Annotated in this window: 25 protein-coding genes; 23 read left to right on the top strand and 2 right to left on the bottom strand. The window is 34.5% G+C overall.

Annotated features, from left to right (window positions below; all coding sequences use genetic code 11):
* Positions 1–8: 8 nt before the first annotated feature.
* Positions 9–1,205 carry a replication initiation protein gene (locus NK213_RS09885; protein WP_253348792.1) on the bottom strand — a complete coding sequence of 399 codons (1,197 nt, stop codon included), beginning with the start codon at positions 1,203–1,205 and terminating at the stop codon, positions 9–11.
* A 420-nt stretch (positions 1,206–1,625) separates the two neighbouring features.
* Between NK213_RS09885 and NK213_RS09880 the strand changes: the two genes are divergently transcribed.
* The 18 genes from NK213_RS09880 to NK213_RS09795 all read left to right on the top strand — a co-directional run bounded on the left by NK213_RS09880 (position 1,626) and on the right by NK213_RS09795 (position 16,175).
* On the top strand, positions 1,626–1,931 hold the full coding sequence (locus NK213_RS09880) for a PTS sugar transporter subunit IIB (RefSeq protein ID WP_253348791.1): 306 nt from the start codon (positions 1,626–1,628) through the stop codon (positions 1,929–1,931).
* A 54-nt stretch (positions 1,932–1,985) separates the two neighbouring features.
* A complete protein-coding gene (locus NK213_RS09875) occupies positions 1,986–2,309 on the top strand; it encodes a PTS lactose/cellobiose transporter subunit IIA (RefSeq protein ID WP_253348802.1) in 324 nt (107 codons plus the stop codon).
* A gap of 201 nt (positions 2,310–2,510) precedes the next feature.
* Positions 2,511–3,830 carry a PTS cellobiose transporter subunit IIC gene (gene celB, locus NK213_RS09870; RefSeq protein ID WP_253348790.1) on the top strand — a complete coding sequence of 440 codons (1,320 nt, stop codon included), beginning with the start codon at positions 2,511–2,513 and terminating at the stop codon, positions 3,828–3,830.
* Positions 3,831–3,893: 63 nt separating this feature from the next.
* Positions 3,894–5,219 (top strand): 6-phospho-beta-glucosidase, encoded by a 1,326-nt coding sequence (locus NK213_RS09865; RefSeq protein WP_253348789.1) that lies wholly within the window; start codon positions 3,894–3,896, stop codon positions 5,217–5,219.
* A 90-nt stretch (positions 5,220–5,309) separates the two neighbouring features.
* Positions 5,310–6,746, top strand: a complete 1,437-nt coding sequence (locus NK213_RS09860) for a glycoside hydrolase family 1 protein (RefSeq protein WP_253348788.1) — start codon at positions 5,310–5,312, stop codon at positions 6,744–6,746.
* Positions 6,747–6,845: 99 nt separating this feature from the next.
* On the top strand, positions 6,846–7,496 hold the full coding sequence (locus NK213_RS09855; RefSeq protein ID WP_253348787.1) for a histidine phosphatase family protein: 651 nt from the start codon (positions 6,846–6,848) through the stop codon (positions 7,494–7,496).
* A 112-nt stretch (positions 7,497–7,608) separates the two neighbouring features.
* A complete protein-coding gene (locus NK213_RS09850) occupies positions 7,609–8,358 on the top strand; it encodes a carbohydrate deacetylase (protein WP_253348786.1) in 750 nt (249 codons plus the stop codon).
* A 119-nt stretch (positions 8,359–8,477) separates the two neighbouring features.
* Positions 8,478–9,014, top strand: a complete 537-nt coding sequence (locus NK213_RS09845) for a hypothetical protein (protein WP_253348785.1) — start codon at positions 8,478–8,480, stop codon at positions 9,012–9,014.
* Between the two features lie 45 nt (positions 9,015–9,059).
* Positions 9,060–9,599: a hypothetical protein gene (locus NK213_RS09840; protein WP_253348784.1), complete on the top strand. Its 540-nt coding sequence runs from the start codon at positions 9,060–9,062 to the stop codon at positions 9,597–9,599.
* A gap of 235 nt (positions 9,600–9,834) precedes the next feature.
* A complete protein-coding gene (locus tag NK213_RS09835) occupies positions 9,835–11,109 on the top strand; it encodes a haloacid dehalogenase-like hydrolase (RefSeq protein ID WP_253348783.1) in 1,275 nt (424 codons plus the stop codon).
* A 157-nt stretch (positions 11,110–11,266) separates the two neighbouring features.
* Positions 11,267–12,022 (top strand): DUF1266 domain-containing protein, encoded by a 756-nt coding sequence (locus NK213_RS09830; protein WP_253348782.1) that lies wholly within the window; start codon positions 11,267–11,269, stop codon positions 12,020–12,022.
* A gap of 417 nt (positions 12,023–12,439) precedes the next feature.
* Positions 12,440–12,622: a type II toxin-antitoxin system HicA family toxin gene (locus NK213_RS09825; protein ID WP_253348781.1), complete on the top strand. Its 183-nt coding sequence runs from the start codon at positions 12,440–12,442 to the stop codon at positions 12,620–12,622.
* 33 nt (positions 12,623–12,655) lie between these two features.
* Positions 12,656–13,063, top strand: a complete 408-nt coding sequence (locus NK213_RS09820; RefSeq protein ID WP_253348780.1) for a type II toxin-antitoxin system HicB family antitoxin — start codon at positions 12,656–12,658, stop codon at positions 13,061–13,063.
* Positions 13,064–13,314: 251 nt separating this feature from the next.
* Positions 13,315–13,452 (top strand): hypothetical protein, encoded by a 138-nt coding sequence (locus NK213_RS09815; protein WP_253348779.1) that lies wholly within the window; start codon positions 13,315–13,317, stop codon positions 13,450–13,452.
* Complete coding sequence (locus NK213_RS09810; RefSeq protein ID WP_253348778.1) at positions 13,452–13,895, top strand: Fic family protein; 444 nt, start codon at positions 13,452–13,454, stop codon at positions 13,893–13,895. The genes NK213_RS09815 and NK213_RS09810 overlap by 1 nt, the downstream gene beginning before the upstream one ends.
* Before the next feature lie 108 nt (positions 13,896–14,003).
* Positions 14,004–14,339, top strand: coding sequence for a hypothetical protein (locus NK213_RS09805; protein WP_253348777.1), 336 nt, complete (start codon positions 14,004–14,006; stop codon positions 14,337–14,339).
* 34 nt (positions 14,340–14,373) lie between these two features.
* Positions 14,374–15,402, top strand: coding sequence for a prolyl oligopeptidase family serine peptidase (locus NK213_RS09800; RefSeq protein WP_253348776.1), 1,029 nt, complete (start codon positions 14,374–14,376; stop codon positions 15,400–15,402).
* Positions 15,403–15,491: 89 nt separating this feature from the next.
* Positions 15,492–16,175: an endonuclease V gene (locus NK213_RS09795; protein WP_253348775.1), complete on the top strand. Its 684-nt coding sequence runs from the start codon at positions 15,492–15,494 to the stop codon at positions 16,173–16,175.
* Between the two features lie 92 nt (positions 16,176–16,267).
* On the opposite strand, the gene NK213_RS09790 is transcribed toward NK213_RS09795, so the two are convergent.
* Complete coding sequence (locus NK213_RS09790; RefSeq protein ID WP_253348774.1) at positions 16,268–17,377, bottom strand: replication initiation protein; 1,110 nt, start codon at positions 17,375–17,377, stop codon at positions 16,268–16,270.
* 269 nt (positions 17,378–17,646) lie between these two features.
* Here NK213_RS09790 and NK213_RS09785 point away from each other — a divergent pair, with 269 nt between their 5' ends.
* The 5 genes from NK213_RS09785 to NK213_RS09765 all read left to right on the top strand — a co-directional run bounded on the left by NK213_RS09785 (position 17,647) and on the right by NK213_RS09765 (position 23,250).
* Positions 17,647–18,183, top strand: a complete 537-nt coding sequence (locus tag NK213_RS09785; protein ID WP_253348773.1) for a PTS glucitol/sorbitol transporter subunit IIC — start codon at positions 17,647–17,649, stop codon at positions 18,181–18,183.
* 18 nt (positions 18,184–18,201) lie between these two features.
* Positions 18,202–18,573: a PTS glucitol/sorbitol transporter subunit IIA gene (locus tag NK213_RS09780; RefSeq protein ID WP_253348772.1), complete on the top strand. Its 372-nt coding sequence runs from the start codon at positions 18,202–18,204 to the stop codon at positions 18,571–18,573.
* 18 nt (positions 18,574–18,591) lie between these two features.
* Positions 18,592–19,575: a PTS glucitol/sorbitol transporter subunit IIB gene (locus NK213_RS09775; RefSeq protein WP_253348771.1), complete on the top strand. Its 984-nt coding sequence runs from the start codon at positions 18,592–18,594 to the stop codon at positions 19,573–19,575.
* 34 nt (positions 19,576–19,609) lie between these two features.
* Positions 19,610–20,629: a Gfo/Idh/MocA family protein gene (locus NK213_RS09770; RefSeq protein WP_253348770.1), complete on the top strand. Its 1,020-nt coding sequence runs from the start codon at positions 19,610–19,612 to the stop codon at positions 20,627–20,629.
* A 218-nt stretch (positions 20,630–20,847) separates the two neighbouring features.
* The gene (locus NK213_RS09765; RefSeq protein WP_253348769.1) at positions 20,848–23,250 is read left to right on the top strand and encodes an ATP-binding protein; all 2,403 of its coding nucleotides are present in this window, start codon (positions 20,848–20,850) and stop codon (positions 23,248–23,250) included.
* Positions 23,251–23,407: the final 157 nt, after the last annotated feature.

The raw sequence follows: 23,407 nt of genomic DNA, 5'->3' as shown, positions 1-23,407 counted from the left end.
AAAAATTTTTATCCTTCCTTATGTATATATATTCTTATAATACTGTCTTCTTTTTCATTATATTTTATATATATTCTTACTGTATCATTGGAAAAATCAAATTCTTCCTTGTCTCTGAGCTTGATAATTTTTTTGAAAAAGTCCGAATAATACAGTCTGTTTACATCATCATAATCAGGAATTTCTGCACTTACCTTATTCAGGTGCCGCCAGAGATTCATCTGTAATATAAACGGTGTTTTGAAGTATGCTATATCTTCAACATAAAGTGCATATTTATCAATTTTTTCAGTATTCCCGAGATCATAAAGCAGTGCTTTTTTCAGATGTTTTTCTATATTGTCGGTATAATTGGCAAGTGTATATTTTATGTTGGTAAGTACATAATCATAGCTTCTTTTTATGATATAAAGGAGTATAAGCTCATACATCTCATTTATATTGACTACTTTAGTCTTGACTACATTCAGAAGCTCATTGGCAGCATGTTTAACATCAAAATAATTGCCAGGTTTTTCATTGTTAAGTATAAATTTTATTGCTGTAACTTTATTATTTACATTTTTTCCGGTTTTCATCTTATAATATGAAAGATTATATTTACTAAAGGTCACTATATCTTCAATTGCTTTTTTCAGAATATATTTTTCAAAATCATAAAACCTTTCGTAACTGGTTTCTGCATTCAGTATATTTTTTAATTTATCAAGATCAATAACTACTTCTTTCTGGTTATAAAACAGAGGGATAAGGTATAAATAAAGATTATAGGAAAAATTTTCTTCCATGAAAATAAACTTATCTATTTTTAGATAAGAAAAGAGAGTTTTTTCTATAAATGACAAAAGTATCTCTTCGGAAAGAAGAAAATAGATACGCCCTTTATAAACTGAATATGAGTTTATAATACCAAAGCTTCCGTTTTGCAGCAGTTTGTTATCTTCTTCCACTCTGTAGAAAACTCTTTTGCTGATAATGTTATTAAGAAATTTCTCCAGACGGGTAATAGAGTCGTAGTTTAAAACATTTAAAATCTCTTCAATTTTATAGGATATTTCTGAGTTATTTTTATCAAGAATACCACAACTTAAGTAAAGAATTTTTAAAAATTTTTTTTCCTTTTTATTCAAAGCCTTATTTGTCAGTACTGAAAAATTATGTTTTTTGAGAAAATTAAACTGTTGGGAATTATATATATTTAACATTACAACTCCTTTATTTGAATTTTTCACATTCTGCTGCTTTCTGATATTGTGTTTGTCATTTGAAATTTAGGCATACAGAGTGTTCTGAATGAATTATAACAAAAATATAAAAAAAAAGCTATTATATGAAAACGAACATAGAAAATGTAAAAATCTTGAAAAATTTTTCAAAAAAACTAAAATATAATAACTTTTTTTTATCCAAAATAGACGAAAAAATGATCTTTTTTTCTGATATTATGGAATGAAGTGCCTAAAAACAGGAAAAATAAATTTTTTTTATTGAAAAATCAGACGAAAAACTACAGTTTTTTTAGTAAATTTGACATATAGGAAAAATAGGTTATTATATAAGTAAGATGAATTTATGCAATTAACAATTAAATTATTCAATTAACATTTTAGAGGAGGAAATTCACTATGAAAAGAATTTTACTATGTTGTGCAGCAGGAATGTCTACAAGTCTGCTTGTTACAAAAATCAAAAAGGCTGCAGATGAGCAGGGAATAGAAGCAGAAGTGTGGGCAGAACCACTGGAAAAAGTAAGAGATCATGTGGGGAATGCTGATGTACTTTTATTAGGTCCGCAGGTAAAATATGCATTGAGCGATCTGAAAAAAGTAGCTGATGAAAAGGGTATCCCTATAGATGTAATAAATATGATGGACTATGGAATGATGAACGGACCGAAAGTTTTGGATCAAGCTTTAAAATTAATCGGTTAGTTTGGAGAAACAACATACAATATAAATTTATTATTTAGGAGATGACATATGGATATGGAAATGGATATTGAAATGATAGCAATGAGCCTAATTGGTCATGCGGGAGAAAGCAAAAGCTATTCTTTTCAGGCTTTGAGAGAAGCAAAAGTCGGTAACTTTGAGGAAGCTGACAACTATATAAAGAAAGCAAATGAAGAAATGCTAAAAGCCCATGAGATACAGACAGATCTCATTACTAAGGAAGCCGGCGGTGAAAGAGTAGACCTTGGTCTTATTATGGTTCATGCACAGGATCACCTTATGGGATCAATTCTGTTCAAAGATATGGTAATAGAAATGATAGATTTATATAAAAGGATAGATGCACTGGAAAGCTAGTATCTTATTCTGCTTATACCCAGTATTGCAGATAAGGTAAATTCCAAGAACTTGGGCGGTAATCATTCGTGGGTACCGGTCCATAAGTTTGGAATTTTATTCTCTGAAACATTAATTTTACGCATAATTATCATTGTTTTTTGATGAAGATGTTAATAGACTTTAGTATATAAACTATATAGAAATTTGAGGAGGAATATTATGGCAGGAGCTATGGATGGGGTTATAGGATTTCTTGAGAAACATTTGATGCCTATAGCAGGAAAGGTAGGAAACCAAAAACATGTTCAGGCAATAAGAGACGGAATTATAGTAACAATGCCGCTTACAATAATAGGATCTGTATTTTTGATTATAGGGAATTTCCCAATACCGGCGTATACAAAATGGCTGGCAGACACAGGAATTGCTGAAAAATTAAGCTACCCGGTAACAGCATCATTTGGATTGATGGGAGTAATAGCTTGTATTGGTATAGCATACAGACTTTCTGAAAGATATGGTGTAGATGCACTTACAGGAGCAGTTTTGGCTCTGTGTTCCTTTGTACTTGTGACACCTTACAGTATACCATTTTTACAGGATGGTAAAGAGGTAGGAACTGTAGGGGGAATAGCATTTAACTTTCTTGACAGCGGAGGATTATTCGTAGGTTTGTTAATGGCAATATTTACTGTAGAAATATATAGAATAATTATACAAAAAGATATTATCATAAAAATGCCTGACGGTGTACCGCCGGCAGTGGCAAAATCATTCGCGGCTTTGATTCCGGGTATGATAATACTGACAGTAGTATGGCTGATCAGACTTGGATTAATGTACACACCGTTTGAAGATATGCATAATATAGTAAGAGTATTATTAGTAGGACCTCTGACAAAAATAGGAGGAACATACTGGGGAGCACTTGTAGTAACACTGCTTATTCATTTACTATGGATGACAGGTATTCACGGAGCTGCCCTGATAATGGGAATTATATCTCCGGTAACATATAAGCTTATGGCTGAAAATAACGCTGCTTATATGGCAGGAGCAAGAGGAGCGGACTTACCTAACGTAGTAACAACACAATTCTTTGATATCTTTCAGTCAATGGGAGGATCAGGATCGACATTCTCGCTGGCAGTGATATTATTGATATTCTCAAAGAGCAAACAGCTGAAAGAAATAGGTAAATTGGCTATAGGACCGGCATTCTTCAATATTAACGAGCCGATACTTTTCGGGCTTCCTATAGTAATGAACCCGTTGATGCTTATTCCGTTTGTATTGTCTCCGGTAGTAGTAATTACAATAACTTACTGGTCAATGAAATTAGGATTCGTAGCAAGACTGGCAGGTATAGCAATACCATGGACGACACCGCCTATTCTCGGAGGGGCCTTATCCACAGCCAGTGTATCAGGAGGAGTAGTACAGGTAGTAAGTATGGTAATAACATTCTTTATATATTATCCATTCTTCAAAATAATGGATGCGCAAAAATTAAAAGAAGAGGCTGCAGCAGTGGCATAAAAGTGCTATAATATAGACAGGTATTTAACTAACAAATTTTTTATATAAGGAGATGATGGTAACATGTCAAAAATTAAAATTGTAACTATTGGCGGAGGTTCCAGCTATACACCGGAACTGATTGAGGGATTTATTAAAAGAAGTGCGGAGCTTCCAATAAGGGAAATTTGGCTTGTTGACATAGAAGAGGGGAAAGAAAAGCTTGAAATAGTTGGAAGTCTGGCAAAGCGTATGGTGGAAAAAGCCGGTCTGGACTGGCAGATACATTTGACTCTGGACAGAGAAGAAGCTCTAAAAGGTGCTGATTTCGTAACTACACAATTCAGGGTTGGTTTCCTTGATGCCCGTATAAAAGATGAAAGAATACCTTTTGAAAATGGTCTGCTTGGTCAGGAAACAAACGGTCCCGGCGGAATGCTGAAAGCATTTCGTACAATTCCGGTAATTCTTTCTATAGTTGAGGACATGAAAAGACTTTGTCCTGATGCATGGCTTGTAAACTTTACAAATCCGGCAGGAATGGTTACAGAAGCTGTATTAAAGTATGGAAAGTATGAAAAAGTGGTAGGACTGTGCAATGTTCCTGTAAACCATATGATGAGCGAAGCAAAGCTTCTTGGTAAAGATGCCAGTGAATTATTTTTCCACTTCGCAGGACTGAATCACTTTGTATGGCATAAAGTATATGATAACAAAGGAAAAGATATCACAGGTGAGGTAGCGACTAAAGTAATAAGTGAAGAGGAAGCAGGAGTGGCTAATATAGAAGTAATGCATTTTCTTCAGGATCAGCTTGACCACTTAGGTATGATACCGTGCTATTACCACAGATACTACTATCTTCAGGACGATATGCTGCAAAAAGGACTTGAAAGCTATAAAAATGAAGGTACACGTGGTGAAGTAGTAAAAAGAGTAGAAGAGGAATTATTTGAGCTTTATAAAAATCCAGATCTGAAAGATAAACCGGCACAGCTTGAAAAAAGAGGAGGGGCATATTATTCAGATGCTGCATGTGAATTGATAAATTCTATACATAACGACAAAAAGATATTGATGGTAGTAAATACACGTAATAACGGAACTATAGATGATCTTCCTTATGACTGTGCAATAGAAACTACTGCATATATCACTGCATCTGGTCCAAAACCGCTTAATTTCGGAAAATTCCCTACTGCACAAAGAGGGTATATACAGATAATGAAAGCGATGGAAGAACTTACAATAGAAGCGGCTGTAACAGGAGATTATAAAATAGCATTGGAAGCATTTATTACTAATCCTTTGATACCGGGAAGCACTATTGGTAAAAAAGTGTTAGATGAATTGTTAATTGCTCACAAAAAATATCTTCCTCAGTTTAAAGATTTTTTTGACAAACAATAGATTAAAAATCAGCCGTTACGGCTGATTTTCTAATGAACAGGAATAAACGGAAAGATTTTAAATAAAATATTTTATCAGGAGGTGTATTTAATGATACATAAAAAACTTGATGATTTTCCTGAAGGGTTTTTATGGGGATCAGCTTCAGCTGCTTATCAGGTAGAAGGAGCATGGGATACTGACGGAAAAGGAAAGTCGATCTGGGATAATTTTGTAAGAATTCCCGGAAAAACTTTCATGGAAACAACTGGCGATGTAGCTGTAGATCATTATAACAGGTATAAGGAAGACGTAGCCCTCATGGCTGAAATGGGACTGAAAGCATACAGATTTTCCATAGCATGGGCAAGAATTTTCCCGGAAGGAACTGGAAAGGCATGTCAGGAAGGGCTGGATTTCTATAATAATCTGATAAATGAATTAATAGAGCATAATATAGAACCTATAGTTACATTGTATCACTGGGATTTGCCGCAGGCTCTTCAGGATTTATACGGAGGCTGGGAAAACAGACAGATAATAGAAGATTTCAATGATTACTGTGTTACTTTGTTTGAAAATTTCGGTGACAGGGTAAAATACTGGGTAAGCCTGAATGAACAGAATATCTTTATAGGACTGGGTTATCTCAGAGCGATACATCCGCCGGGTGTAAAAGATTATAAAAGAATGTATGAGGCTAATCATATAGCCAGTCTTGCCAATGCAAAGGCAATAAGTTCATTTAGAAAAATAGTGCCGAACGGGAAAATAGGACCGAGTTTTGCTTTGAATCCGGGATATCCTGCCACGTGTAATCCGGAAGATGTTCTGGCATTTCAAGATGAAGAAGAATTAAACGCAGACTGGTGGATGGATATTTATGCATGGGGTGAATATCCTGTAGCAGGGATGAAATTCCTTAAAGAAAAAGGATGGGCGCCCACAGTTCTTGAAGGAGATACAGAGCTTCTAAAAGCTGGGAAACCTGATTTTATGGGAGTAAATTATTATAAAACAGTAACATTTGAAACAAATCCTCTTGATGGTGTAGGAGTGGGAGTATTTAATACAACAGGGAAAAAAGGTACTACACAGGAAGAAGGAATACCCGGAGCATATAAAACAAAGAAAAATGAATATCTGAAAACTACAAACTGGGACTGGGAAATAGATCCGACAGGTCTTAGAATAGGAATGAGAAGAATTACAAGCAGATATAAGCTGCCGATACTTATTTCGGAAAACGGTCTTGGAGAATTCGATAAGCTTGAAGAAGGAAATATAATTAATGATGACTACAGAATTGATTATATAAAAGAACATCTCAGAGCCTGCAAGGAAGCGATTACAGACGGTGTAGACCTCATAGGTTACTGCACATGGAGCTTTACAGATCTTTTGAGCTGGCTGAACGGCTATCAGAAACGTTACGGTTTTGTATACGTAAACAGAGAAGAGCAGGATGAAAAAGATATGGCGAGATATAAGAAAAAAAGTTTCTACTGGTATAAAGATGTAATAAAATCAAATGGTAAGGATATATAGGCATTTGAGAGAAATTTGAAAAATTAAAGTAAAAAATGAAAAAATAATATATAAGTGCTATAATATAAATATCAAAAAAAGCAAAAGGCAGGTTCAAAAATGAATGATAAGAAGATAGTACTTTATATAGTAAGACACGGACAGACATTATTTAACAAATTTCTGAGAATGCAGGGCTACTGTGATGCCCCGCTGACTCCTGAAGGAATAGAAGTGGCGGAATATGCTGCGGAAGGTATGAAGGACATAGAATTCTCAGCTGCATATTCAAGTACAAGTGAAAGAGCAGCAGATACAGCTTTGATTTTATTACAGGAGAGAGAGCTGGATCTTACAATGTTGAAAGACTTAAAAGAGATGTTTTTCGGAGACCTTGAAGGTGAAAAATCAGCAACAGTGAAAAAAGAATATCCGGGACTAATTGAGAAACTTCATGCAAGCAGAAAAGATTTCAGATTTCCAAACGGGGAAAATATAGATGACCTTGTGGAAAGACAAATGAGAGCTTACACTGAAATAATCGAGGATAACAGGGAAACAGGAGGGAATATTCTTGTTGTTTCACACGGAACATCTATACTGAACTTTTTGAGAACTGTGAAACCGGATATTCAGATAAATGAACAGCTTCCAAACTGCAGCGCAAATATAGTAACATGGGAAGACGGGAAATTCACTGTGGAAGATTTCGGAATAACGAAATATATAGAAAAAGGCAGAAAAATAATGGAAGAAAGCAACAGAGCCTGAGACCGTATTGTAATCCGCGGTAGGGCGTTTAGATAAGGAGAGGTTTTTGGCAGATACGGAAATGAAAGATTCCGGTACTGTCAAAGACTGAAAGTTTTCCGGAGGTGTAGAATTGAAACTGATTATTAATGCAGATGATTTTGCAAGAACAAGGGGAATTAATTACGGTATAGTAGAAGCCATGAAAAACGGGGTGCTTTCATCTACTACAATTATGATGAATATGCCTTATGCGGAACATGCAGTGAATCTTGCCAAAAAAGAGGGGATTACTTCTATAGGGGTTCATCTTACCTTTATAGAAAAATCACTATCTTTAGGGAAAACACTTGTTGATGAAAACGGTGTGTTTAAAAAATATCCCGAATTAATGGAAGAGGCTGATATTGAAGAGATAAAAGCAGAAATGAGAACACAGATAGATAAGCTGATAAGTATGGGGATAAATCCTACTCATCTTGACGGGCATCATCATGTCCATCTTTACAGTCTGAAGATGGCAGAAGCAGTTTTTGCCGTTGCTAAGGAATATAACCTTCCTGTAAGGGTAGGGAGAACCGGGAAAACTACCAGAGCGGGAGAAGAAATTATTGTTCCTGACTGGATCAGAACAATAGATTTATTCGAGGACAGATATTATGCGGATAAAGTAGGAGTGGAGGACTTTAGAGGATTTGTCGGGGATGCAATGATCTACGATGTAGTGGAATTAATGTGTCATCCAGCTTTCCTGTGTACAGATACTCTGAAAAGCTCGTATAGTTATCCGAGACTCACAGAACTGGATGTTATTACCAGTGATGAGGTAAAAGAATTCATTAAGAGTAAAGGAATAGAAATAGTTGATTATTCTGCTCTGTAATTTTATTAAGTATAAATCCTAAATAATTAATGTAAATCTGTAGAATTTTCTACAGGTTTATTTTTTTATGTGCTAAAATAGTGATAATTTATATGAGATTAAAAAGACGGGGTGAATTTATGAGAAAAGAGACTAAAGAGGTATTTTTTAAGTTTTTGAACAAAGAAATATCAGCAGAGTATTTCGAGAACTGGCTGTATCAGGATGAAAGCCTGGAAAATGAACTTTCAGTATATGAGTATACAGATCTTTTGAGTTTTAAATATAAGCATGATACGAAAATAAAGCTTCATGTGGCAGATCTGTTTTTTACAATCGTTGATTCGAAGGAATTTGATGATTATAAGTTTTCAAAGCTGCTGAATAATGCATTGAAAAATGAGGAGGCATTAGAGTGTCTGCTGGTGTGGTCTTATGATCTGTATTGCTATGGTAATAAAGAGTTTACCAAATTGGGTATGGGATATGGGCTAGATCTGATTGCATATGAGAGTGAACAGGGATATCCTCCGCCATGGGGGAGCAGTCTTAAAAAGAGAATTTTTACAGATGTTGAGAAAGCAGCTATACATAAAGAAATATTACGGATAAAAGAATTATTTGATTCTGATGAATTATGTATAAGTTATGATTATGAGTGGAATATGGAAAAGTAGTTTATTGGGAATTCAGTGATATGAGAAATTAAGGCGGGTGAAATTTTGAAAGGTGAGATAAAGGCAGGGTTATTTAGATTTTTGAACAGAGAGATAAGCGGGGAAGAGTTCGAACAGTGGACTTATTTATTTTGTGATGAGCTGGAAAAAGAACTTCCGCTTGATGATTATCTGGATATTATGTGTTTTGATTATAGAAAAAAAGCCAAATATTACACATTTGCTAAGTTATTATTCAGAAATATCAACAGGATAGAATTTGAGAATTACAGATTAAGAAAGCTGTTTGCTGAAGCAATGCATGATGATGAGATATTAGAGTCAGCCTTGGCGGAAGCATACGAATTAGCGGCAAATGGAAATGAAGTTTTTAGAGAATTAGGTTATGAGTATGGGGTAATATTGTATTACGGAGATAATATAGGTGATGAATACTGGTGTATTGCTGAAACAGGAAAAGAATTCATAGGGAAATACAGGGAAAAAATCTATATTCATGTGGAAAAAATAATAAAACTATTAAATGAACATACTTTAGAGTTAAATACACAAGGACTAGGTCGTTACTGGGATAGTTATCCTTAGAACACATTTTTTATGAATAAAAATAAAGAAACAAAACTGTTGTTTATTTTTATTTTTTAATAGAAAATTGACACTGCTCTATTTTCAGGGTAAACTTTTAATAGTGAAATTTTTTAAGGAGGTTTTTTGTAATAAGAAGTATTTTTCTTCCGGTGAAAAGTCAGTATGTAATTCTCCCCTTTCTTTTGGGGAATTTAAATATATTACATAAAAAATTTTTTTAGGAGGAAAGAATATGAAAAATGGAAAAAGAGCATTAGCAGTGATTTTCATGGTATTTATGTCAGTTTTTGCTTATGCACTGCCGGTAAAAGAAACAAAATTGAAGGCTTTGAACTGGGCACCTAATACTTATGAGGCTCTAAACAGAATGATTGAGAAAAACAGTATTAACAATCAGGATTATAACATCAGAAGTAAGCCTTATGCAGTGTTTGACTTCGATAATACCACAGCTATGAATGACATTCAGGAAGCACTTTTGATCTATCAGTTGGAAAATCTGAGATTCAAAATGACACCGCAGCAGCTCGAAGCAGCTTTGAAAACAGAGGTTCCAAAAGGAAACTTTACAGATGAATTTAAGAATTCAAAAGGTGAAAAGCTGAATATCGACATAGTTACAGAGGACTGTGTAGAAAGCTACACATGGCTGTACAATAATTATAAGGAACTTGGCGGGAACGGGAAAAAATCTCTGGCGGAGATAAAAAAGTCTCCTGAGTATATGGATTTTATAACTAAGGTTCGTTATCTTTATGATGCAATAGGTGGAACATTCAGTGCTGATATCAGTTATCCGTGGGTTACTTATCTGTTCAGCGGAATGACTTCTGAAGAAGTACAGAAACTTGCAGAGGATTCTACAGATTACTGGCTGAAAAGAAATGATTACAAGAAAGTAACATGGACAAGTCCTAAGGAGAGAGCAGGTAAAGCCGGGATAGTAACTGTAACATATAAAACAGGACTTCGTGTAATGCCGGAAATGATAAATCTGTATAACACACTTATGGATAACGGTATAGAAGTGTATGTATGCTCTGCTTCATTTATTGATGTAATAGTGGTAGCAGCAACTAATCCTAAATACGGATTAAATGTAAAGAGAAGCAATGTGTTTGCTATGCAGCTCAAGACTGACGATAAAGGAAGATATATTAATCAGTATGATTATAATAATTACTTTCAGACTCAGGGAGCAGGAAAATCAAAAACTATTGATAAGTTTATCAGACCAAACCATGGCGGAAAAGGGCCGATACTTGTAGCCGGAGATAGTGACGGAGATTATAACATGCTGTCTGATTATAAGGATATGCAGGTTGGTTTAATAATTAACCGTGTTAAAGGCGGGCCTATAGGCGAACTTTCTAAAAAGGCAGCAGAAAGTCTGGGGAAAAGCAATGCAGTATATTATTTACAAGGACGTAATGAGAATACTGGATTATTCATTCCTACAGAAAAAACAATACTTTTAGGAAGTAAAGAGGAAAAATTAACTAAATAAAAAAACGGGTTGGTATGGAGACTATTACAACGGAGTGATGGTCTTTTTTATTTTAAGATATATTTATGTAATAATAAGTAAATTCCTAGCTTTGATTTGAAAACATATAAAAATTATGATACAATTATCGTTAGTATTCTAAAAAAAGGAGAGATTTATGAAAAACAAAACAAAGTTACTAATAGGTTTAGTTGTTGTACTTACAATAATTTCGTGTAAAGGAAAAGAAGAAAAAGCAAATTTAGGAGATACAGCGGCTAAAACTGAGACAGCTTCAGCACCGGCTAAGGAAGAAGCAAAAGGAAAACTTACAAAAGAACAGGAAAATGCATTAGTATTCGGAGCTGTATTAACTACGAGAAATAAAATGCCTTTTGACGATCTGCAGGCTGCAGAATATAAAGATGCAAGTATTCAGGTACTGAGCAGTGCATGGGATGTAACTGATACAGCAACTGCAAAAGAAACATTGGAATATCTTCTGGCAGAAGGGCATAAAGCAGAGGTAGATCCGGCATTAGCAGAATTAAGAACTCCGGAAGCTGCTACTGCGAACTCGGCAGAATTTCAGGCTTATGAAGATGTAAAGAAAAATCTGGTAGATAACTATGGTTACACAGCAGAGCAGATAGATGGAATAAAAACTATAAGTGCATGGGATTATGACAGACTTGTAAACGTAGCAAGATTTTCTTACAGTGCTGGTTATATAACTGAGCAGGAGATGTGGGATTACATTAATAAAGCAGTTACTCAGGCTAAAAATGATTATAACAGCTGGGAAGAATATTTCGCAGGAGTGATGTTAGGAAGAACACTTGCTTACGGACAGCCGTTTGCGGATAGTAAGGCACAGGCGGATATCTTACTTAAAGATAGTAACAGTGCTTATAAAACACACCCGTTTAAATAAAAATCATGATCATATAAAGAAGATTGGATTAATAAAGGCTCTAAATAAAGATATTGTATTTACTGTATCTTGTGTTTTGGAGAGCTGGATTAGTCCGATCTTTTATTTTATAAATAAAAAGTATCTTTATATTGTTTATTTTAGTGAATGAATATCACAAAAATGCAATTAAGAGTATATAAAAATAGTGAGACATTTACAATCTTTTTAGATGCTCTTTTAGATATAAGAGCAAATTGACTCTATTAATGAATTTAATAAAGGGGAAATGGCTAAATAAGCCGTCTCTATTTTATTATAAATTCTTGACATACACACTTAAAATGTGTATAATATTTTTGAGGTTAGGATTAATCTTATATGGCAAATCTCCGAAAATGGTAATTTGTTCACATTAATACTGTGAAGGGAGAAAGAATGGCACATGATTCAAAAAACCTCATTCAGCTTTTAAAAAAAGAGAGCTGGGTATTGGACAGGGTTAGGGGAAGTCATCATGTATTCATAAAGGGAGAGAGGACAATTGTTATTCCTCATCCAAGAAAAGATTTGAAAACAGGGCTTTATAATGCTGTTCTAAAACAGACAGGCTTGAAGTAACTCCTGCCTTACAGAGAATTTAGGAGACTGATTATGACAAAGAAAGATTTATATATTTATCCATCAGTATTTGAAGAGGAAAGCGGAGGATATAATGTATATTTTCCAGATTTGGAGGGGGCTTTTACATATGGGAATAGTTTGGAAGAAGCATTATTCATGGCTAAAGAAGCTTTGGGAATATATCTTTATTCATTGGAAGACAGGAAGATCCATATACCGGAACCCAGTAAGCCAAATAAGATAAAGACAAAAAGCAGTCAGTTTGTTCAGCTGATAGAAGCCTATATGCCGCCTGTAAGAGATGAACAGGAAAAAAGGCATGTAAGAAGAAATGTTACTATATCAAAATGGGTGAATGATCTGGCTAAAAAGCATAAACTTAATTGTTCGGCTCTTTTGGAAAGTGCTATTAAGGAAAAATTGGGTTACAGAGGATAAAAGCTGTGAAGAATCACAGGTATAGCAGTAAAAATACAGTGTAACTGGAAAAATAACAATCAAAACTAAAAAATCAGATTAAAAAATAGGAAGTTTCTAAATTCTATAAACTACTGAATATAGAGAGTTCCTTTTTATATTATCATATAAAAAATAACCATAAAATCAAAAAATTAGAACAACAATAAAATTGACATATATGTCTAATCAGGGTATAATTTTTCTTAAGATGTTATAAAAAAGGTGATGAAATGAAAGAAAATAATCAAAAGAAAAAAATAAATATAAGCTTTGATAAATATACTCAAAATGAAGAAATAACAAAGAAAACAACAGAAAAAATAATCAGAGATAACTTCAAGGCTTTGAAGTATTTGAGTGATAAATAATGGAGAAAAAATTTTTCAGCAAGGAATCAGAAGGGATTTATAAATTAATATGTTCCATAAATAAAGGAATTATGGAACATCCTGATCTGGAATCATTTCCCAAGTATGAATTAAGGAATGAAAACTCCCTGATCTACACATGTGATACTGTTTTTTCCAATAAGCCGTTCACAGATGAAGAATATTACAATGGAATACAGGAAAAAATAGCTTTTTTGATTTTCAGTCTTAATAAAGGTCACGTTTTCATAGACGGAAATAAAAGAACCATAGAATCAATTGTGATGTTTTTCATAGAAATGAACCAGGATTTATTCGAAGAAGAACTTGTAGATGATTTTTTCAGAGGAAGACTTGCATCATTTCTGGTATACATGCTTGAAAAAGAATCTACTTTTGAAACAGTTCTTGAATGGGCGAAAAAGGAACTCATTCTTTTGTAAAAAATTAAAGTTAAGAAACAGCTAATATGAGGAAGTTTTTAATAATATTAGGTATAGTAACTATGTAAGGTCAACCGGTAAAATAATCTTATTATTTTGGGAGGAATTATGAAGGGTACTGTAGCGGAGATTTTTGAAATACATCCGGAGGGCTGGGGATTAAGGGGTGATCCGCATTTATGGGAGGATTTAAAGGAATTTTTTTCTAATATACCTCTTCCTTATTCTGTAGAAAAGTTTACTGAAAGCTTTCATATTTTTTATAAACTGACTTCTGGTTATGAAATAAAAGAAGGAGAAGAATTTTATATTTCAGGATATGATAAGGGCGGAATGTCCGGCGGAGTAATAAACAGCAGCTTCTGGCTGAAAAAAGGACTGCCTTTGCTGACAGGACGTCTGGAAGAATTAAATGAAATTTATGAAAGAAAAAAGAATAAATAATTATACAATTTTGATAAACCGAAAGGAGCATAAAGTGAAAAATAAAAAATATCTGGTATTTGTGTTGATTATTCTGGGAACTCTTATTTTATCATGCGGTTCAAAGGGAGAGAAAGCAAAGCAGGGAACAGAGACAAAAACAGAAAAAAAAGATAAGACAAAATACAGCTTTGAGTTGAGTGATGAGGATCTGGCAACAGCACATTCAAAGTTCCAGACAGAAATAGTGGATAACAGTTTTCAGGGAGACGGAAAACCAATGACTCCTCCCAAAAATAAATTTTTGCTTGTAAATTATGAAGCCAAAGATGGTAAGATGGATGCATTTCTGACACCTGACCCAAAAGACGGTAAGAAACATCCCGCAGTAATATGGCTTATAGGTGGATATGGCGGAATCGGAAATGATGATTATTTCTGGGCAGATCAGCCTGCAGAAAATGATCAGACAGGAAGAGCATTCAGAGATGCAGGAATAGTAATGATGGTACCGAGTTTCAGGGGAGAAAATGCCAATCCGGGAATTTATGATATGTTTTATGGTGAAATAGAGGATTTGGAATCAGCAAGAGAATATCTTTCGAAAATATCTTATGTTGATCCTGAAAGAATTTATGTAGTAGGACACAGTACAGGAGGAACAAGAGCTTTACTGGGGAATGAATATTCAAGAGGATTCAGGGCCGCATTTTCTTTGGGCGGGATACCTGATTTGGAATTACGGCTAAAAGGATCAATGCGTGTGGCAATTCCTTTTAATACAAAGAATCCTGAGGAACTAAAAGTAAGATCGCCGAGAACTTATATGAAATCGCTTCAGTCTCCTACGTTTTACTTTGAAGGGGAAGAGGATTACTGGTTTGAATTTGACGAGATGAAAAAAATAGCCAAGGAAAATAATATTCCTTTGTACATTTATGATATAAAAGGCGGAGATCATTTTAACATAATTACTCCGGTAACAAAGATAATAGCGGAAAAAATACTGAATGATACAGGTGAAAAGGCTAATATTACATTCACAAAAGAGGATATAGCAAAAATAGAAAACAGTTTGAAATAGTGGTATAAGAGGAATACTGTCTGTTTTGCAGATAGTATTTTTTTAAATACAGAGAGAAATAAATTCCGGGGAAGAGGATAAAATCAATTATGCATAATATAAAAAAGAAATTTATGGATATACAAAAAAGTCTTGCGGGGAAAATAGAGCTGAGAAATAGTTTTGAGATAGAGGATATAAGGCTTGTCGCCGGAGTAGATCTTGCTTATTGGGATCACGGCGGAAAGCATTATGCTGTCTGCTGTATAGTAGTGGTGGATTTTCACAGCAGGGAAGTAAAAGAGAAGGTCTGGAGCAGCGGGGAAATAACAGTTCCTTATATTCCCGGCTTTTTGGCTTTCAGGGAACTTCCCCTGATAATAGAGGCAAAGGATAAATTGATAAATGAGCCTGATATTTATATGTTTGACGGGAACGGATATCTTCATTATACGCATATGGGAATAGCGACACATGCATCTTTTCATCTGGGGAAGCCCACAATTGGAATAGCGAAAAGTTATTTGAAAATAAAAAATACAGAGTTTATTATGCCGGAAAATACAGCGGGGTCGTATACAGACATTGTGATAAATGGTGAGATATACGGCAGGGTTTTGAAAACACGCAAGGATGTAAAGCCTGTATTTGTATCATGCGGAAACTGGATAGACCTTGATACTGCCACAAATATAGCAATGGGTTTTATTAACGGAGAAAGCAGACTTCCTGTTCCTGTGAGGCTGGCTGATCTTGAAACTCACGTGATGAGAGAGAAATTAAGTATAATATGAAATAGTCATGAATTTTAAAATAAATAAAAAATACATCTGTATATTGGTGCAGAATGCATTTTTTATTTTGAACAGCAGAAATTTATTAAATGTTATATCTTGTAAATAAACTTCACAATAAAAACAGAATCAATCTTAAGAATTTTCAAGATAATATTATGAATAAGCTTTGTATAAGAGGAATGTTTTCCATAGAAAAATCCGTATAATTCATAGGACAGACTGAGGTATTCAAATAAAGAATTATTTTCTGTGTGGTTTTTCAGTTCTTTTATCACATCAGACTGAAAAGTGTAAAAATTATAATATTCTTTTTCAAAATAATTTACAATATTCAAATCTTCGTAAATATCAATCTTTCCGCTGAAAACTTTTTCAAGAAATCTATCAAAATTCTGTGTATAGCTCTCTATAGAAAAAATAACTTCTTTTTTCACAGTTTCTGTATCTTTCACTTTTAGCGCAGCACTGATAAGTTCCAGAAGCTTTTTATAATTTTCTGTATGATCTTTGGCAAGTGAAATAAGATGATTGATATCAGGATTTTCCTGAATAGCATCAAAGTCATCAAATGAAATTTTTAAGCTGGAAATACGCCCTTCTTTTTTTATCTTCTCATAAGAAAAACTAAACCTTGAAAATAAATTTATATCATAAAAAAGTTTTTTCAATATATATCTCTCAAAATCATAAAATCTGTCATAAGCATTTTCTATCATTAGTATGTTTTTTAAATCTGTAACAGATATGGTAATTTCATTTTTATTATCTTTTTTTCTCTTTAAAATTTCAAGAAAAAAGAGGGGTGAACTCTTTTCATTAAAAAGAAAAAAGGATTTGAAATCACAGTTATAAAATTTTGTTCCAAAATTAAAAGATTCTGTAATTTCATGTGAGAGATAAAAAGAATAATTTCCTGAGGTATTAATGATACTGGGAAATAAAGATGAAAATCCGTGTAAATCTGCAAGGCAATAGGATATTCTTTTCTTTGAGAGCTTTTCCAGAGATATGTTCAGGTCTTTTTTTTCTATTTCCAATACTGGAAGAATTTTTTCAGCAGAAAGTCTTACAGGATTCTTCCTGTATTTTTTATATGTTTCAAAAATAAAAAGTAAAAGTTTCTTTTCCCTTGTGGTAATTCTCGGAGTAATGTCCATATAACAGGGCCTTTCAGGTAATAACGAAAAATCTTTATCCATATTTTTTTCCTTTTCTAAAAAAAATTTTGTTTATAGTAAAGACGAAAAAATGCTGTTTAATTTTTCCCTGAACTGCATATAATCAAATGGAAACATTTAAGAAAGACGAAAAAAAGATGTAATAAAGTGTAAAGAATCCTTATTTGACAATAGGTTGAGACCAGGGTATACATTGGGTATGGAAAAACTTTAGAGTGCTATTACTAAATTATAGAACTTTAAAATAAATTTTTCAATAAATTTATAAATAAAAACAGGAGGTTTATTTTATGGAATTTGTTACTAATTTTGCACAGAGTTTTATAGCATTATTTCAGGAAGCAGGACTTACTCTCGTGGGAATGGTAAAAGGCTCTGTCCCGATGCTTATAGTCCTTCTTACCACAATTAATTTTATCATCAAAATCATTGGTGAGGATAAAATTAATAATGTGGCAAGAATTTTTGGAAAGTCAAAAATACTCACATATGGAATACTTCCAAGTTTTGCGTGGTTCTTTTTCAGCAGTCCCGGTGCTCTTACAGTAGGGAGATTTCTTCCTGAAAAATGTAAGCCGGGATATCAGGATGCTTTGGGTGCCACTGCCCATCCTCTTACTGCCTTGTTTCCCCATGTAGTTCCGTCTGAGTTGTTTATCTGGCTTGGTGTGGCAGAAGGGATAAAGAAAGTAGGACTGCCCGTTTCAGGACTTGCAATAAGATATATTATTGCAGGAGTAATTGTAGGATTAATGAGAGGATTTATTACAGAAATAATTTTCGTCTTTTTATCCAAGAGAAGAAATTTACAGACAAAAACTGCATAAATCCGAAAGAGGTGTAATATGATTTTATATGAAGCAGATATAACAAGTGTGGGAAAATTCACAGCGGAGAGCTATGAAGAAGGTTATTTGATTACTTTTATAAATACCGGGCCGGAAGATTTTAAGGATTACTGCCTGTGTCTTGAAGTGAAAAGCAGCAATGCGGAAAATATAAAAAAAGGAAATGTGATTTACTTTGATAATGAAGCCGCTGCTATAACAGCTGTAGGCAGTAAAGCTCTGGAAAATCTAAAGGAACTGGGGCATGTAACTATTAAGTTTTCAGGAAGCAATGAAGCTGAAAATCCCGGAGATATAGCGGTAACTAAAATTGATAAATTTATTAATGTAAAAGATTTGAAAAAATTCAAAATAGAAGATAGTTTCTAAAAGAAGCAAGGAGGAAAAATGGAAAAAATACTTAAGGTGTCCAAAGGTTCCAACGGATGGGGCGGGCCGCTTTATCTGAAAAATGAACCCGGAAAAAAAATAGTATCAATGACTGGAAATTTTATAGATCCTGTAGCTGAAAAGATAGGGGAAATGCTGGGACTGGAAGTTATTAACGGATTTAAGCATACACCTCAGGACAGTGAGATACTCTGCGTGATAATAAATTGCGGCGGAACGCTGAGATGCGGAATATATCCTAAAAAAAGAGTTCCTACTATTAATGTAACACCTGTGGGGAAATCCGGCCCTTTGGCGGAATTTATACTTGAGGATATATATGTTTCTGATGTGCGTGAGGGTAATCTGGAACTGGTTTCCAAAGCAAAAGAAAGCAATGCTCCGAAAAAAGAAAGTCTGGAAGAAGTCGTGGAAAGAAAGATAGAAAGAATGGAAAAAACAGAAAAGTTTTCATTTTTGAGGCTTATTGAAAAAATCGGATTAAATATAGGAAATGTAGTCACGTTGTTTTTTCAGTCTGGTAAAGAAGCTGTAGATATAATGATAAAAACTGTTGTTCCTTTTATGGCATTTATCAGTGTGTTTATAGCAATAATAAATTCTACGGCAATAGGGACAACAATAGCAAAACTTCTTACTCCGCTTTCAGGTTCCATAATAGGGCTTGTAGTATTGGCAGTTATATGCGGTATACCGTTTTTGTCACCGATATTAGGGCCGGGAGCTGCAATTGCACAAGTAGTAGGAGTTCTTATAGGGGCGAAAATAGGTGCGGGAGAAATAAGTCCTGTATTTGCACTTCCGGCACTGTTCGCAATAAATGTTCAGGTAGGAGCGGATTTTCTCCCTGTGGGAATGTCTATGCAGGAAGCTAAACCTGAAACTATAGAAATAGGAACCCCGGCAGTTCTTCTTTCACGTCAGCTGACAGGGCCGCTTGCAGTTATTATAGCGTATTTAATTGGTTTGGGATTATTTTAAAAAAATACACTTTTGAGAAAGGAAGATGGTAATAATGAAAAGAATAAAAGCAGCAGTGGTAGGGGCAGGGATATACGGTTCACACCACATAAATGCATATTTAAATAATGAAAAAACAGAACTTGTGGGAGTGTGCGATCTGGATGAGGCAAAACTGGCTAAAGTGGAGAAAGAATATAATATAAATACTTATACTGACCTTGAGGAACTGATAAAGAGAGAAAAGCCCGATATAATTTCTATTGCAACACCTGATCCGTATCACTTCGGGCCGGCTAAAACTGCAATAGAAAATAATATAGATGTGTTAGTGGAAAAACCGCTGGCTACAAACAGAAAAGAGTGCGAGGAACTTATAAAGCTTGCAGAGATTCATAATGTAAAGGTGGGTGTGGATTTTCATAAAAGATGGGATCCTGCTTCTATAAATCTGAAGTTGGAACTGGAAAAAGAAGATACAGGGAAAATAGTAAGAGGTTATGTAAGCATGGATGATATTATAGATGTTCCTGTAAACTGGCTGCCTTGGTCGGGAAACAGCTCGCCTGCATATTTTCTAGGGGTACATTGTTACGATTTGATAAGATATCTTATAGAAGATGAAGTAACTGAGGTGTATGCTGTAGGATCGAAAGGTGTATTGTCAGGAATGGGAATAGATACTTATGATAATGTGCAGGCGATATTGAAATTCAGCAAAGGAAGCACATGGACAGTGGAAAATTCATGGATATTACCGGATAAATTTCCAAAGTCAAATGATGGAAGAATGTTTATAGTCACTGAGAAAAAATATCTCAGAAGTGACTCGCAGAACAGAGGGGTAGAATTCTTCAGCGATACAAAAACACAGACTCCAAACTCTTATTTTATTACTTATAGAAATAATAAAGCCTTTGGTTTCGGGATAGATCCTATAAATGATTTTGCGGACAGTATTATTAACGGGGGAAAATTTCTGACTAATGCTGTAGACGGGCTGGAAGCCACGAAGATAGCAGATGCAGTGCATGAAAGCATAGTTACAGGAAAACCTGTGAAACTGGAGAGATAAAATCTTTGCACAGCTGAATATATTGTAGGAAATAAAAAATAAACCTGAGATATCATTTCAAAAAAATTCTGAATCTGATACCTCAGGTTTTTATATTTGGTCAAATAAAAATTAAAAAAAGAATAAATTTGTTTTTTGAAAATTTTATGCAAAATAATAGACTTAATAAGCAAAAAGCTTTATAATATATTAAATAGAGCAAATATAAGGGAGGGCATATGAGTAAACTGGATTATGAAAAACTGGGTTCGTTTTATCTCGGGAAAAAATATAATTTCGGGAAGAAGGAACTTACTAATGAATATTATTTATACGATTCTAAAGACCTTACCACGCACGGACTTTGTGTGGGTATGACAGGAAGCGGGAAAACCGAGCTTTGTCTTTCTTTAATAGAAGAGGCGGCTATAGACGGTATACCTGTTATAGCAATAGATCCCAAAGGTGATCTGGGTAATCTTATGCTGAGTTTCCCTGATTTGAAACCGGAAGATTTTCTTCCGTGGGTTAGTCAGGAAGAAGCAGATAAAAAGGGAATGACACTTGAAGATTATGCCAAATCTACTGCCGAATTATGGAAAAACGGACTTCAAAGCTGGGATGAAGATGGGGAGAGAATAAAGCTTTATAAAGATAGTTCAGACGTGGTCATTTACACACCGGGAAGTAAATCAGGAATTCCTGTTACAGCGCTGAAGTCTTTTGATGTTCCGGCACAGGCAGTTATGGAGAATACAGAAGCTTTAAATGAAAAAATACAAACAACAGTATCAGGAATATTATCCCTTATTGGAATAGAAGCAGACCCGCTTCAAAGCAGAGAGCATATACTTATCTCCAATATTTTGTCACATGCCTGGGCAGAGGGGAAGTCACTCACACTTGCAGACCTTATACGTCTTATACAGCAGCCGCAGTTTAGCAGTATAGGTGTTTTTGATCTGGAAAGTTTTTTTCCGCAAAAGGACAGAATGGGACTTTCAGTAAAGATAAATTCTATACTTGCTTCACCTTCGTTTTCTGTATGGCTTGAGGGTGAAAGCCTTGATATAGGAAAGTTTCTTTATACCAAAGAAGGAAAACCAAAAATTTCTATATTTTCAATAGCTCATTTATCAGATAAAGAAAGAATGTTTTTTGTAACAATGCTTTTGAACGAGTTAGTGGCTTGGATGAGAACACAGCAGGGAACTTCCAGCCTTAGAGCGCTTTTTTATATGGATGAAATATTCGGATACTTTCCTCCTGTATCAAATCCACCGTCAAAACAGCCTATGCTTACACTGTTAAAACAGGCAAGAGCATTCGGACTTGGTGTTATGCTTGCTACGCAGAATCCTGTGGATATAGATTATAAAGGACTTTCCAATATAGGAACATGGTTTATAGGAAGGCTTCAGACTGAAAGAGATAAAAGCCGTATGATAGAAGGCTTGCGAAGCATTAATTCGGAGATGGACAAGGGAGGTCTTGAAGATATAATATCAGGACTTGAAAGCAGGACATTTCTGGCAAGCAATGCAAACGGCAGCAATGCAGAAATATTTCAGACAAGATGGGCGTTAAACTATCTGAGAGGGCCGATTACAAAGCCTCAGATAGAAATTTTGATGAAAGATAAAAAAGCGGAACATTCAGAAATATCAGCTGCTGTAACAGCAGAAAATAAAAATGTTTCGTCAGCGGTACAAGGGAATAAACCTGTTCTTCCACAGGATGTAAAGGAAGTATTCTTTCAGCCGCAAAAATATAATAACAGCGGAGGAAAACTAATATATAAGCCGTTTATATACGGAGAAGGAAAAGCTCATTATGTGAAGGCTTCAGATATAGATGTATGGGACACAGGAAGTTTTCTGATTCCTATGGATGACGAGACGGCTGTGTTTAACGAGAGTGAAAAACTGAAAACAGCTAATTATATATCAGAAGCTGACAGTAATTTTTCATTTGAGAGTATTCCGGCGTCAATATCGGGGAAAAATGCATTTTCACAGCTGGAAAAGGGATTTAAACAGTTCCTTTACGAGTCTAATCCTGTGAACTTGTTTTACAGTAAGGATTTTAAGACATATTCCGCACCGGAAGAAGATGAAGGGACTTTCAGAGGAAGATTATCTCATCTGGTACGTGAAAAGAAAGATGCAGAAGTAGAGAAAATAAGAGAAAAATACTCGGCAAAGATGGATACTCAGAAAGAAAAAATAAGAAAACTGGGTCAGAATATAGATAAAGAAAAAGAACAGTATAATCAAAAAAAGATGACCAATATAGTGGATATAGGAACTACACTTTTTGGAGCTTTTCTAGGGAAAAAGAAAACTGTGAGTACAGGACGTGCTGCTACAGCATTAAGAGGTCTCGGCAGAACCGGCGGTGCAAAGGCAGATGTGGAAAGAGCACAGGAAGAATACGGGATACAAAATGATAAGCTCAAAGAGATGGAAGCAGAATTTCAGAAAGATATTGACAACATACAAAATAGTTTTAATGTAGATAACTTCTCAGTGGAAACAGTTTCACTTCCTCCGAGAAAAACTGATATTACCGTACAGAAATTTTTTATTGCATGGGTTCCTTATTCTGTAAACGAAAACGGAGAACAGACAAGACTTCTGTAATATCTTTTGGTTTGATAAAAACCGGTATTATTTTTTAGGTACATTCTGTTGTTTTATACATAATTTAAAAATTTTAAGCAAGACCAGTTATAAAATGTCAAGGAAAAAAAGAAGAATTTTTAAATAAAAAAATGAGTATCACAAAATAGACAGCAAA

Origin of the sequence: Sebaldella sp. S0638, assembly GCF_024158605.1 — a bacterium.
In the GTDB taxonomy this organism is placed as follows: domain Bacteria; phylum Fusobacteriota; class Fusobacteriia; order Fusobacteriales; family Leptotrichiaceae; genus Sebaldella.
This window is presented reverse-complemented; position numbering and strand designations above follow the sequence as displayed.